We start from the raw sequence: 13565 nt of genomic DNA, 5'->3' as shown, positions 1-13565 counted from the left end.
GATAAAATTTACAAATATGAATTAGTAACCACCAAAATAACTTCGCTCTCGCCATTATGAGCATTCGATAACTGATGTTCACTCTCAGAATAAAAATAAATTGATTCACCGCTTTTGGCAACAACTTCCTGTTCACCTAAATTAACTTGAACTGAACCTTTAAGCACATACCCGAATGTTTCTGAAAGAGATGGTTCAAATTTTTTAAACTCACCTTTTTTAGTAAAGGTCAGTTTAACCGGCTCCATTTCGTTTTCATTAGATTCAGGAACCAGCCACTGTAAACGATAGCCTTTTTCATCATCTTCAAATACAGTACATTCATCATTGGTATATAAAATTTTTTGATGTGAAGCACCCTCATCAAAAAAATCTTTTGGCGGGCAACCAAGTACTTCAAGAATTGAAAGCAAAGTTTCAATAGATGGTGAATTTAAATCACGTTCTAATTGCGAAATAAATCCTTTGGTTAAATCTGTCCGCTCACCTAATTCTTCCTGAGTTAAACCTTTTTCAACGCGCAAGCTCTTTAATTTCTTGCCGATCAACATATTATTCACTCCTTAAAATAAGCGCAGAAAGCTGAAAAGTTTACTTTTAAATGACTCTAAGTTTACTTTTACACTTATCATAGCTGTTATATTATATCTAGTTTTATAGCATATTTCAATAGCAAAAGTAAGAAAAAAGTTTAGTAATAGTGTTACTAAGATCTTAATTTAAAAAAGTGCAATATTCACAGAAACAACACATAAGTAACATACAGAATGCATACCGCTCACCTATAATAAAAGCATGAAAGATAAATGACTTTCATTTCCACTCTTTTCAACGCAATCTTGCGATGATATATATTTACCCAAAAACTTTTTCATATATCCTCTTTTGAAAAACTGCTGATCCCCCCCCTTTTTCAGTGGTTTTTCTTTTTTAGGGAAAACAAAAAAAGGCTTCGTCATAAACGAAGTCTTTTTCCTATTCTACCAATTAACAACTATATCATCACTATCAAAATAAAGCAGATCCCCAGTTTTAAAATGCCAGACAGCTTGCATCATTTTTGGCAAAGAAACACCATTACTCAATTGATAGTTATCGAAAATAGCTTCCCAGCTTTCATAACTTTTAGTTTCATCACAATATCGTTCTTCAACGCTAAAGGAAGTAATTTGCTTTGCATTATTGAAATAATAGACACCGGAAACAGTTTGCCCACTATCTCTGATTGATACTTGTACAGAATAATCATCAAGTTCCTTGAATGCAATTGTTTCTTGTAATAAAAATGCCGGATGAATAAATATCTCCGAAAGATAAGTAAGCAGTGCCGCCTCACTCATCGCATCGGAACGCTCATTAAATAATTGAATATGTTTGGCAACAATCCCCTTCATACCACCCTGACCATCAATATAACTATCTATTCCCTGAAAAGGCATCAAGAATAACCTACCATCAATAAATGCCAAACGCTCTACCGTAGAACCAAGATAATCATCTACATAATAGTTAATGCTGATTTCCGGTTTATCACTGCCCAACTTAAAATAAGCTTGGCTGGCACTAATCTCGAAATGATTAATAAACGGCTGACCGATATAACCATTAGCAATATAATACTCCTGAAATAAATTCGGCAACCGTTGAAGGTCTGACACCGTTATTTTATCATTTTTAGGCGTTAGTTTTCTCTCCGCTTCAGTTTGCAGTTGATGATATTCTCCGACAACCGGTGAATATGGAAATATCAATATATATGCAAGCAGGGCAACCGTTCCAATTATGCCAATAAGTAAAATCATCTTTACACCACAAATCTTTATTTTTTTCATGCTAGCATTTCACCTGCTTTAATAAACGAATGTTAAATAGTAGAGCTAATCCTCCCAGCACAACAAACAAGATAACTAAACCAATTAATTGTTCAATTCGGAGAACAATGCCAAGTGATGATTGAACAAAAGTCTGACTAATAACAAAAGCAGCAACACCAGTAAGCAATATTAACATAATCGGTGTAAGTTGATAAGCAATAGGTTTTCTTTTAAAAAGCATTATACCACAATAAATCATCGTCGGTAAAATGATACCTAAATCAAGAACAAACGTTGGCTCAGTTGAATAAACATCAATTATTTCCATGGGAGTGCCAAATACCATAACCGGAAGAATATATGCCAACCATTGCAGAACTGAGCAACCACTAATAATCATAAATATTGCTAATGCTGTATTCCGTTGCTCATATACTTGGTCGACAAATGACCTTTTACTAATAATCTTGTTCAAAGAAAGTACAAAAGCAAAAAAGGTACAACTAAATTGAAGAATGTAGAACAAGAATAGACGATTAAATGTCGTTCCGAGCAAAAGGCATGTTGTGGCATATAATATAATCGCCAGCAACCCAGTTTGAACCAGTGATAGATAAGGCTTTTTCTTAAAGAACACCATAGTTACAATAAGAATGCATGCCACTATAACAACAACAATATCCGTACCTATTACAGCACCAGCCCTCATAATTGAATCATTTGCATAAACACCGCTGCCCAATAATGTAACCGTCTGACCATAAATATTTGTAACTATCTGTGAACGACTGCCAAACGAAAAAATAATTCCTGCGCCTGCCGAAATAATGGCAGTTATTGCTGAAATCCAATATAAAAAAGCAATACTCTTCTTCATAATATTCTCCTTAAAAAATTATATCTTGTCATTTACTTATTTCAGCATCCATAGTTGTAATATTGTCACCCAGTTTATACATTAACTGAGCAAGAACATCCAATTCAGTTGCTGAAAAATTCCTAAATAATTGTTTCATTAACCGTTCTTCATCTGGCTCTCGTGTTTTCAAATATTGGTGACATGCCGGTGTCATTGAAATTCTAGTAAACCGTTTGTCATCCTTGTCTTTCTGCAAAACTACTAAACCAGCACTTTCAAGTTGCAAAGCAATCTTCTTAACATTCTGTCTGCTATACCCAATAAAATCAGCGACTTCACTAAGTCCTGGATGCTCTAAAGCAATTGCATGTATTGCTGCCAGCAGAAACCACTGCTTCATAGAAATATCACCAAAAACTCGATCACCGATATTTTGTAGCTTATTTGAGTACTGAAACATTGCACCGAAAATAAATTCTTGATTTCTCATTTTAATCACCACCACAATTATACGTAACTAGTTACCTTTTGTCAAATATTAAAAAGACTTCGTCATAAACGAAGCCTTTTTTCCTATTCTCTTAAAGCCATTTGCGGAAGAAGTTTGCATAGTTATCATAACAAATTGCCTGAACCTCTTGCTCACTGAAGCCATGCTCGCGCAACTTTGCAACCAAGTTTTGTACCTGATTTGATGTTTCTAAATTTTTGGTTAATGGTTTCTCCATATAACCCGGCAGGAAGTCACAGAAGTCAAAACCTAAGCCAACATGTTCAACACCGATTTTATCAGCAATATATACTAAGTGGCGCATATAATCATCAATATGCGGATTTTCCTCAGCCAAAAATCCACCCCAGGCATTAACGCCAATCAACCCACCGATTTCAGCAACCGCTTGTAGTTGAGCATCTTTTAAATTACGCGGATGATTAAATAGTTCATAAGCTGCAGAATGTGAAACAATAAACGGTCTTGCTGCCATCTGATACACATCATAGAAAGTCTGTTCATTGGCATGTGCCAAGTCAACAACCATATGCAGGTCTTCCATCCGCCGCACCAATGTCTTACCCCAATCGGTAAGCCCGAGCCGATCATCAGCGCCGGCACCAGCAGCGAAAGCATTAGCTTCATTCCAGGTCAAACCACCGTGCCGCACACCCATTTGTGCCAAGACATACAGCAAATCAAAGTTTACTTCCAAGAACTCCATACCTTCAATACCAAGAATAATTCCGGTTTTGTCGCTTGCTTCTAATACATCAAAGTCAGCGCTACTGGTAATCGGCATAATAATATCACGATTACGATACAATTCACGACTCATGGCCATCATGATATCTAATGCCTGCTCATATTTTGCTTCGGGACTATCTCCTTCAGTATAAATGACAAAAACGCCAGCCTTAGTCTCGCCTTTTTGTAACTTTGGAAAATGCTCGTTCTTAAAAAGTGCTTTACTGCCATCTTTATCGGCAAGTGCAATATGGTAGAACGTATCTAAATGTGCATCAAAAACCTTCATCTAATCCCTGCTTTCTTCACGAACATACCGATGAACACCATTGCCATCAGCAACTAAAATAATATCAACTAAATCAATAAACAGTGCGGTCTCAACAACACCAGTCAAAGATTTTAAATATCCATGTAATTGACGTGGATCAACATCATTTGGAAAATAACAATCCAATAATAAATTGCCGTTATCAGTACGAGTAAAGCCATCTTTATTCGGGCTCTTCCGTACATTGGCACTCGCACCAATTACACTCACTTGTTTTTGAACAAACAACGCCGCCTCCGGCAACACTTCCAGTGTCACCGGATCTGCAAGCCGCAACCGATCAACATACTTCTCATCATCAGCAAGAATAATAAAGACCTCAGCCATTGCCGCAATCAACTTTTCTTGAGTATGAATACCGCCACCGCTTTTCAAAGCGTAGAAGTTATAATCAACTTCATTACAGCCATCAAAGGCAACCGTTAAACTCTTTACCGTCTCGGTCGGCACAACTAACACATTATTTTGCGCACAAAGCTGCTTCGTTTCCCACGACGGGGTAACAACTTTCACGTCTTTACCAGACTCTGCAATCAATTGCACCAAAAGCGCAATCGTTCTTCCTCCACCTAATCCAATAACCATTCCATCTTGAATCAAACCCATAGCCGCCAGAGCAGCCTGTTCCTTTTTCTCATACATATTGACACCCCATTATTAACTCTATTCTTTATTTTAACATATTTAACAAAGTATTTAAATTAAATACCCATACTTTCTATTATTGAAAAAAGAAAAAAACCGGACCACTCAAGGTGGTCCGGTTTTCAGTTGATGAATTATTTCAATAATTCATCAACTTTCGCTTCAGCATCCGCAAAGTTCACTTGTTGGGTTACTTCCGGTACATATTCAATATATTGAATTTTATTGTCTTGGTCAAGAACGAAAACCGCGCGTGCCAATAGACGCAAATCTTCAATCACTAAACCATACTTCATACCGAAATCAAGATTGCGGTGATCAGATAAAGTAATTGCATTTTCAATTCCTGAGTTCCCACACCAACGCGCTTGAGCAAATGGTAAATCAACACTGATTGTCAATAAAACCACATCATCTTGGTCAGCAAAACGACGATTGAAAGTTTTGGTTTGTAAATCACAAACACCGGTATCAAGTGAAGGTAAAGCGCTCAACACTTTTACTTTGCCATCATAGTCGCTTAAATGCACTTCTTGCAAGTCATTGTTTACAACGGTAAAGTCTGGTGCGACATTACCTACTTGTTGTTCTGTTCCTAAAATTTTTACTGGATTTCCGCCAAAAGTTATACTCATAATTATATTTTCATCCTTTCACATTAAATAGACTTATTACTCTTTTACTATATCATACAATTGTGAAAAACTGGTTGGATTTGCTCAGACTTCTCGCAATTGTTTTATAATTTTTTACTATATAAAAAGCAGGTTAAGTTTATCACTTTACCATGGTTATTCATAATAATATTCTGCTCGTCTTCTCTTTTAAACCCTTTATAATCATAAAACTGATAAGTACATCCAGAATCAGTATATAGATAGATGCTCTTGCCTTTCTCACGTTTTTCTAGTTCATTTAATAATAATGTTCCAATACCTTTACCCATAATTTCTGGATTAACAGCAAAAAATATCAACTCACCATCGGGATTATTTCCACTTTTGTAACGGGATAACATTTCATTATTTACTTGCTCATAAATATTGGCACTGCTTTTATAAAAAATATTCATAGTAAATTTAATAAACCAAATATATATTCGGTACCATAATGATTTCACTTTTTTATTTTCATTTCTCATCTCAGCAAGTAAAACTCCAACTAACTTCCCATCCATGTATGCACCTAATATCTGGGTAGCTCTCAAAAGCTCTAAATAGATGAAATACTTGCTATAAAAATACAATTCATAATCTTTTTCTGCATATCGGTCTAAATTCATTCCATCTATTGCGTATAATCTGGCTTGATTGTAATCACTTTTTGCTAGTTCTCGAATCACAATATCCATAAACCATCACCCTTTCTTACAATCATCATACTAAAATCATCAGAAAACTTCCGCTACTAAAGCAGAATTTAGTATAAGTTTCTACTTTAGTAGATAAATAGTAGCAGTCCTATTATAATAAGAGTAGGTGATTTTATGCGTGATTTAAGAAAAAACAAAACAAAAACGCTTCTAGCTAACGCTTTAATGAAATTGATAGAAGAAAAAAGATTCGATGACATTAAGCTTTATGAAATATGTGATAATGCACTTGTTCATAAGACAAGTTTTTACAATCATTTTGAAGATAAGTATGATTTGTTAAATTATCTTATTCAAGAACTGCAAAAAGATATATTTATGAATCTTAAAGAGACTGATGATTTAGAGCTATTCTATATAATTATTGCCAAAGCCTACATTAACAATATAAAGCAAAATGCTAAATTCTATAAAATGATTTTATCCGGCAACGATATTGCTAGCCAAATATTACTAAGCAATATTCATAATGATATACAAACCAAATTGGACCATTTTCAAACTACTGTTCCAAATAACTACATGCTGCAATTTTATATCAGTGGAGTTATCGCTGTAATAAACGAATGGGTCTTGAATGGCATGAAAGAAAGCGATACTGAAATTTTACAAATATTAACTGACATATAAGTATTATCAATAGAATTATTTAATTATCCACATATTTGCTCAGTGAAAGCAGATGCAGTATAATTGAACGTGAAGAATTTTGAAAGGTGGATTGGCATGCGTAAAGAAAAAATCAAAAATCCATTTCCATATAGTAATGATAATCGCCGAATCCATACTTGGAACTATCATTTGCAGGAAACGTTTGGCGGCAAGGTTGCTAAAGTCTCTCTCAATGCCGGCTTTACTTGCCCGAATATCGATGGACGAAAATCAAAAGGTGGTTGCACCTTTTGCAGTATCAATGGTTCCGGTGATTTTGCCGGCAATCCGGCGGACGATTTAGTCCGCCAATTTAATGTCATTCGTGACCGTTATCATGATAAATGGCCTGATGCCAATCAGTTTATCGCATATTTTCAAGCGTTTACCAACACGTATGCGCCAGTAGAAGTGTTGCGCGAAAAGTACGAAGCAGTTTTAGCGCTTGATGGCGTAGTTGGTCTGGCGATTGCTACCCGTGCTGATTGTCTTGAAGATGATGTTGTTGAATATTTGGCAGAATTAAATGAGCGCACTTATTTATGGGTTGAGCTAGGGCTGCAGACGATCCATGATCGGACTGCTAAGAAGATCAACCGCGGTCACACTTATCAGGAATTCTTGGATGGTGTAGCCAAATTACGCGCCCGGAACATTCGGGTTTGTGTTCATATCATCAACGGCTTGCCCGGTGAGGATATTGCGATGATGCAAGCCACTGCCGAGGCCATGGCCGAGCTGGACATTCAAGGCATAAAAATTCACTTGCTGCATGTTTTGAAGAATACTACGATGGCTAAGATGCACAAGTATGGCAAGCTGGAGTTTATGGAACAGGATGAGTATGTTAATTTGGTCGTTAATCAGCTGGAAATTTTGCCGCCGGAATTGATTATTCATCGTATTACCGGTGATGGCGGTCATGAGGATTTGATTGGTCCGCTTTGGAGTCTGAAAAAATTTGTGGTGATGAATGAAATTGACAAGCGCTTTATTGCTACTGATTCTTGGCAAGGCAAAAAGTATCGCGGAGGAATGCGGGATGAATAGCTATACTATTCTAGGCTTCAATAAACAGTTGTTGGAGAAAAGCATAACCAAGGGCGACCTCGTGATCGACGCCACCCTTGGCAATGGCAATGATGCCCTGTTGCTCGCTGAATTGGTTGGCGCCGACGGTCATCTGTTCGGCTTTGATAAACAGGAGCAAGCAGTCGCTGCGAGCAAGGCGAAGCTCGCTGCCTATAACGAGCGCTGCACGCTCTTTTGCGCCGGCCACGAGCAAATGCAAGCCTTGCTGCCGGCTGTGGCACATGGCAAGATAAAAGCCATCGTCTTTAATCTTGGCTACCTGCCCGGTGGTGATGAAACCATCACCACCTTGCCTGAAACTACACTTCAGGCTCTGGATGCCGCCCTCGCCTTACTAGCACCAGAGGGCTTCGTTTTACTCACCGCCTATCCGGGCCACGCCACCGGCAGCGTCGAGACCGATGCCGTGGCTAAATTCCTGCAAGAACTTGATTTCAGTGAGTACATGGTTTTCACCTACCAACTGCTGAACAATAAAAATCATCCGCCGCAAACCTATATTATTGAAAAAAGAAAAAACCGTTTTAGTAAACAATCTGAATTCTGATATGGGGTTGTCACTTTTTAAATATAATACCAACCATCAGGCTGATTGCAAACGCTTCACACAAGGTACTAGCGCATGCGCGTCGGAATTGCAAAAAACCGGCAAAAGTTGTGATTAAGCGTATCTAAATATACGTGATTGAGCGAGTTTTGTCGGTTTTTATGGAATTGCGGGCGTTTGTCAACAGTTTGAGGTTACCCAGTAACTCGGTTTTGTGTTATATTAGAAGCAACAGGAGGCGATAAAATGCAACTATCTTTTATGTCCCAACATCTACAAAAACTTCCCAAACTTGATGTTCAACCGGAATCAGTCACCGAACTCAATATTTTTGACAATCAGTTTGCTGACTTCCCTCAAGAAGCACTTGCAATGATTGAGTTGCAAACACTCAATATATCAGTTAATGAAATTAGTGCTATTCCTAATACTATTGATAATCTAAAGAAGTTAACTAATATTGATTTTGGTCACAATCAACTATCTGCATTGCCAGAAAGCTTTTTTCAGTTAACAAACTTAGAAGATTATTGCTATTTACACAACAATAAGTTGAGTATTATTGATGCTGCAATTGGCAACTTAAATAAAATTAAATATCTGAATCTAAGTGAAAATCAGTTGGCAACACTGCCAGAAACAATCGGCCAGCTACAAAAACTACTGGAATTACGAATCATGGAGAACAAACTTACTGTTCTGCCGCCGCAACTCGGCGAATGCAGCGAGTTGCGCGAACTCTATCTTAATAAGAACCAGCTAACAATGCTGCCGGAAACAATTGGCCAGTTACAAAAACTTCGTGTGTTAATGGTTGAAAATAATCAACTTACTACCTTTAGCGATGGGATTTTACAACTTAATAGTTTGCAACGCCTCAGTTTTCGTTTCAATCAAATTAATGAGATTCCAACTGGAATTTCACAATTACAAAACCTGATTGAGCTTGATTTACGCAGCAACAATATTACCACTCTGCCTGAAACCGTATTACAGCTTAAAGCCTTAAAGCGCCTTGATTTACGCTGGAACCATGACTTGGTTGCACCAACTTGGATTGAGCAATTGGAAGCTCGTGGCTGCGTTGTTTATTTGTAAGAAATTTGGAGAAGCCACGCGCCGTAATCGGTGCGCGGCTTCTTTTTGTTTTTTCACAAAAGTAAATTTTATCTTTACAGCAGCGCTTTGAACTGCTAAAATGATGATTAATATAAATCTTAGGTTTCACATTTTGGTTTATATATGATTATTATCGAAAGGAGGATTAATTATGGATTGGATCAAATTAGCACAAGCTGAGAAAGCAACGTTAATTGATTTAACTGCCCAACTTATTCAACATAAGAGTATTTATGATGAAAGTACAGTGTCAGTCACCACACCATTTGGTAAAGATATCAGCAATACGCTGGAATTTATATTGGATGTTGCGTCGAAAATGGGATTCACGGTCAAAAACTGTGATAACATGGTCGGCTTTATTGAGATTGGCGAAGCTGATGAAATGGTTGGTGCAATTGGTCATCTGGACACTGTCCCGGTTGGGAGTGGCTGGAGTTATGATCCATTCGGTGGCACAATTGATCAAGACAAAATTTTTGGTCGGGGCGCAAGTGATAATAAAGGCCCGGCAATCGCAACTTTAGTTGCACTGAAAATATTAAAAAGTATAGGAGCACCGCTACGACGACGATGCCGTTTAATTCTCTCTTTAGATGAAGAAACGCATTTTCGTTGCATGTTGCATTACGCAAAATATGAGGAACCGCCAAAATATGGGTTCGTTCCCGATGGTAAATTCCCCCTTACCTATGCAGAAAAGGGACTTTACGATTTCGGGTTTACAGGAACACTACAAACCGGCATGATACATTCATTCAAGTGTGGAAGCGCACCAAATGTTGTACCAGACTCTGCTACGATGAGCGTTGATTATGATGAAGCAATTCAAACTGCTTACAACGCATACCTAGATGCAAATCATCTCATCGGCAAAGCTTACCAAGAAGATAATCAATTAATCTTGGAAGCCAAAGGAGAATCAGTACACGGGTCGCAACCCCAGGATGGAGTACATGCCGGTTTTATTTTGCTCAATTTTATTAAAAATTACACCAATGAGCCTTTTGTTGACCTGCTGACCACTTATTTTGTTGATAAATACTACGGTGAGGGCTTTGACTTTCAATGTAGTGATGACATCTGCGGACCACTAACCTTAAATGTTGGTGTCCTCAACTATGAGCGTGGTAAAAACTTTGACTTACACACCACCACTCGTTACCCGCTGCCATTTGATCAGGCAGCCGCCGAATTGAAATTACATACAGTAGCGCGTTCTTATGGTCTTTCTTGTTGCAAAGACGACCACTTCCCGCCAATTTATAATGATCCGGATGCCGATTGGATTCAAACCCTATATCGCATCTATCAAAAACAATCTGGTGATACAACATCACCAATGGAAACCGCTGGCGGCATAACCCTCGCCCGCACCTTGCCAAACTTTACTACCTTCGGGCTCACGTTCCCGGGAACACCGCCACATGGTGTCCATGGCATCGATGAATGGATAAAAATCGAAGATTTGGTAAAGGGATGCGCGATTTATGCACAGGCATTTTACGAATTAGCAAATAATGTTGATTGATTGACGGGCGGCGAAGCGCCGCACCAATCAATCGCAAAATAAAGGAGATTATATTTATGAAAAAGTTTAAATTAGTAACGGCTACAGCCGCTTTATTACTGCTCGCATCACACATGCTCACTGCCTGCGGCAGCTCTGCTGATGCAGGTCAGTCAAAATTAGACCAGATAAAAGCCAGTGGTCAGCTTGTACTTGGTACTAGCGCTGATTATCCGCCATACGAGTTCCATGTGATTGAGAATGGTCAAGACACAATTGTTGGTTTTGATATTGCAATTGCTCAAGCAGTTGCCGATCACCTCGGTGTTGAATTGGTTGTCAAAGACATGGACTTCAGCGGTTTGCTGCCGGCCCTTTCTACCGGAACTGTTGACATGGTTATTGCCGGAATGTCACCAACTGAAGAGCGGAAACAAAATGTTGATTTCAGCGATATTTACTATCAAGCCGAAATTGGTGTACTAGTTAAAAAAGATGTTCTTGCCAGCTACAACGATTTGGCCAGCCTTGATGGTAAAAAAATCGGTGCCCAGCAAGGTTCCATTCAAGAGGAAGCTGCGTTAAAAGTAGCTGATGCTGAAGTTCGGTCAATGCCTAAAGTACTTGATTTAGTCCAAGAGCTCGAAAATGGTAATATTGAAGCTTTAATTGTTGAAAAAAATGTTGGTGACCAATTGACAGGTAAATATGCTGATCTTGCGGTTGCACCATTCAGCGTGCCGGTAAGCGGCAGCGGTTCGGCCATCGCGATTGCTAAAGGGAACGATGAATTTGTTGCCGAGGTGAACAAAGTCATCGCCGACTTACTCGCCAAAGATCAAGTGAGTCAATTTTATGTAGAAGCTGACACATTATTCTCTAATCAAGACTAATTCTACAACACGAAAAGGAGCTGTTTTATTTGGACGCTATACTACAACAATTTGTCAGCTGGTTTGGCTTTTTAGAGAAATACTGGCCAATGTTCCTCTCCGGAACATTGATGACGGTTTTTATTGCCCTCTTCGGTGTACTGCTGGGAACAATTTTAGGTTTACTGCTTTCAGTCATGAAGATTTCAAAAATAAAAGTATTGCAAGCTTTAGCCTCAGTTTACGTTGAGTTTATCCGCGGTACCCCGCTATTGGTACAAGTTTATATTATCTACTTCGGCTTACCGGCAATTGGCATCAAACTCGATCCAGTGCTTGCCAGTATCGTTGCGGTTTCAATCAATAGTGGTGCTTATGTTGCGGAAATTATCCGTGGCGGAATCAACGCGGTTGATACTGGTCAGCTTGAAGCCGGACGTACGCTTGGTATGTCATACTATCAGGCATTACGCTATATTGTGATTCCACAGGCATTTAAGAATATCTTGCCGGCATTAGGTAATGAATTCATCACGATTATTAAAGAGTCTTCGATTGTTTCGGTCATTGGTGTTGCCGACCTTATGTACAATGCCAATACTGTCAGAAATCAGACTTACTTACCATTTACACCATTACTATTTGCCGCACTCATTTATTTTGTCCTTACGTTTGGACTCTCAAGACTGCTTAAGGGCTTAGAAAGGAAGTGGGCAAGATGATTTCAGTACAATCATTATATAAATCCTTCAATCAATTAGAGGTTTTAAAAGATATCAATCTTGACGTTGCCAGCGGCGAAGTTGTAGTTATTATCGGTCCATCCGGCAGTGGTAAAAGTACCTTGCTGCGGTGTATGAATCTTTTGGAAACGCCGACTAAAGGCGATATCATTTTTGAAGGTACTTCGCTTGTGAATAAAAAAGTAAACATTGATAAGCTGCGCGAAAAGATGGGTATGGTTTTCCAGCACTTCAATCTTTTCCCCCACAAATCAATTTTGAACAACTTGACTTTATCACCGATTAAAGTCAAGAAAATACCTAAGCCCGAAGCCGAGCAGGTTGCCCGCAACCTGCTCGAAAAAGTTGGCTTAGCAGAAAAAGCCGATAACTTCCCTAGTCAGTTATCCGGCGGGCAAAAGCAACGGGTTGCTATTGCCCGTGCCCTGGCAATGCAACCAGATGTTATGCTCTTTGATGAGCCAACCAGTGCATTGGATCCGGAAATGGTCAAAGAAGTACTGCAAGTTATGAAAGATCTTGCCTTTGAAGGTATGACCATGGTTGTTGTTACTCATGAAATGGGCTTTGCTCGTGAAGTTGGTGACCGCATCGTCTTTATGGATGAGGGTCAAATACTAGAAGTTGCCACACCACAACAATTTTTCCAAAACCCGCAACATCCTCGGGCTCAGGAATTTTTATCGAAAGTTTTATAGAAAAGGCATAAGTAAACATTTTTGTTTTTCAAACCACCAGCATTACCAGCGCTGGTGGTTTTTTAATTTTCA

16 protein-coding genes are annotated in these 13565 nt (G+C 38.6%); 8 read left to right on the top strand and 8 right to left on the bottom strand.

The features are described from left to right. Nucleotides 1-8: 8 nt before the first annotated feature. The 8 genes from FEZ08_RS09040 to FEZ08_RS09005 form a co-directional block, all read right to left on the bottom strand. Nucleotides 9-551 carry a helix-turn-helix domain-containing protein gene (locus FEZ08_RS09040; protein ID WP_138191563.1) on the bottom strand — a complete coding sequence of 181 codons (543 nt, stop codon included), beginning with the start codon at nucleotides 549-551 and terminating at the stop codon, nucleotides 9-11. Nucleotides 552-980: 429 nt separating this feature from the next. Beyond that, on the bottom strand, nucleotides 981-1832 hold the full coding sequence (locus FEZ08_RS09035; protein WP_138191561.1) for a DUF6544 family protein: 852 nt from the start codon (nucleotides 1830-1832) through the stop codon (nucleotides 981-983). Nucleotide 1833: 1 nt separating this feature from the next. Further along, on the bottom strand, nucleotides 1834-2691 hold the full coding sequence (locus tag FEZ08_RS09030; protein WP_138191559.1) for a hypothetical protein: 858 nt from the start codon (nucleotides 2689-2691) through the stop codon (nucleotides 1834-1836). Between the two features lie 28 nt (nucleotides 2692-2719). Beyond that, nucleotides 2720-3163 carry a MarR family winged helix-turn-helix transcriptional regulator gene (locus FEZ08_RS09025; protein WP_138191557.1) on the bottom strand — a complete coding sequence of 148 codons (444 nt, stop codon included), beginning with the start codon at nucleotides 3161-3163 and terminating at the stop codon, nucleotides 2720-2722. 91 nt (nucleotides 3164-3254) lie between these two features. After that, a complete protein-coding gene (locus FEZ08_RS09020) occupies nucleotides 3255-4202 on the bottom strand; it encodes a dipeptidase (protein WP_138191555.1) in 948 nt (315 codons plus the stop codon). Further along, a complete protein-coding gene (gene rpiA, locus FEZ08_RS09015) occupies nucleotides 4203-4886 on the bottom strand; it encodes a ribose 5-phosphate isomerase A (RefSeq protein ID WP_138191553.1) in 684 nt (227 codons plus the stop codon). A 137-nt stretch (nucleotides 4887-5023) separates the two neighbouring features. Continuing rightward, nucleotides 5024-5524, bottom strand: coding sequence for a thiol peroxidase (gene tpx, locus FEZ08_RS09010; RefSeq protein ID WP_138191551.1), 501 nt, complete (start codon nucleotides 5522-5524; stop codon nucleotides 5024-5026). A gap of 104 nt (nucleotides 5525-5628) precedes the next feature. Continuing rightward, nucleotides 5629-6240 carry a GNAT family N-acetyltransferase gene (locus FEZ08_RS09005; RefSeq protein WP_138191549.1) on the bottom strand — a complete coding sequence of 204 codons (612 nt, stop codon included), beginning with the start codon at nucleotides 6238-6240 and terminating at the stop codon, nucleotides 5629-5631. Between the two features lie 135 nt (nucleotides 6241-6375). Between FEZ08_RS09005 and FEZ08_RS09000 the strand changes: the two genes are divergently transcribed. From FEZ08_RS09000 to FEZ08_RS08965, 8 genes are all read left to right on the top strand, one after another. After that, complete coding sequence (locus tag FEZ08_RS09000; RefSeq protein ID WP_138191547.1) at nucleotides 6376-6891, top strand: TetR/AcrR family transcriptional regulator; 516 nt, start codon at nucleotides 6376-6378, stop codon at nucleotides 6889-6891. Between the two features lie 96 nt (nucleotides 6892-6987). Continuing rightward, nucleotides 6988-7962: a tRNA modification radical SAM protein MnmL/YtqA gene (mnmL, locus tag FEZ08_RS08995; RefSeq protein ID WP_138191546.1), complete on the top strand. Its 975-nt coding sequence runs from the start codon at nucleotides 6988-6990 to the stop codon at nucleotides 7960-7962. Further along, the gene (mnmM, locus tag FEZ08_RS08990; RefSeq protein ID WP_138191543.1) at nucleotides 7955-8551 is read left to right on the top strand and encodes a tRNA 5-(aminomethyl)-2-thiouridylate-methyltransferase MnmM; all 597 of its coding nucleotides are present in this window, start codon (nucleotides 7955-7957) and stop codon (nucleotides 8549-8551) included. Before mnmL ends, mnmM begins: the two co-directional genes overlap by 8 nt. A gap of 246 nt (nucleotides 8552-8797) precedes the next feature. Next, nucleotides 8798-9649 (top strand): leucine-rich repeat domain-containing protein, encoded by an 852-nt coding sequence (locus FEZ08_RS08985; protein WP_138191541.1) that lies wholly within the window; start codon nucleotides 8798-8800, stop codon nucleotides 9647-9649. Between the two features lie 172 nt (nucleotides 9650-9821). Next, nucleotides 9822-11201, top strand: a complete 1380-nt coding sequence (locus FEZ08_RS08980; protein WP_138191540.1) for a Sapep family Mn(2+)-dependent dipeptidase — start codon at nucleotides 9822-9824, stop codon at nucleotides 11199-11201. 56 nt (nucleotides 11202-11257) lie between these two features. After that, entirely contained in the window at nucleotides 11258-12073 is an 816-nt protein-coding gene (locus FEZ08_RS08975) for a transporter substrate-binding domain-containing protein (protein ID WP_138191539.1), read from the top strand. Between the two features lie 89 nt (nucleotides 12074-12162). Continuing rightward, nucleotides 12163-12774 carry an amino acid ABC transporter permease gene (locus FEZ08_RS08970; RefSeq protein ID WP_138191683.1) on the top strand — a complete coding sequence of 204 codons (612 nt, stop codon included), beginning with the start codon at nucleotides 12163-12165 and terminating at the stop codon, nucleotides 12772-12774. Beyond that, nucleotides 12771-13493 (top strand): amino acid ABC transporter ATP-binding protein, encoded by a 723-nt coding sequence (locus tag FEZ08_RS08965; protein WP_138191538.1) that lies wholly within the window; start codon nucleotides 12771-12773, stop codon nucleotides 13491-13493. The genes FEZ08_RS08970 and FEZ08_RS08965 overlap by 4 nt, the downstream gene beginning before the upstream one ends. Nucleotides 13494-13565 lie beyond the last annotated feature (72 nt).

The organism is Culicoidibacter larvae (assembly GCF_005771635.1).
In the GTDB taxonomy this organism is placed as follows: Bacteria; Bacillota_I; Bacilli_A; order Culicoidibacterales; family Culicoidibacteraceae; genus Culicoidibacter; species Culicoidibacter larvae.
The sequence above is the reverse complement of the archived record's forward strand: the minus strand, read 5'-3'. Positions and strand labels throughout refer to the sequence as shown.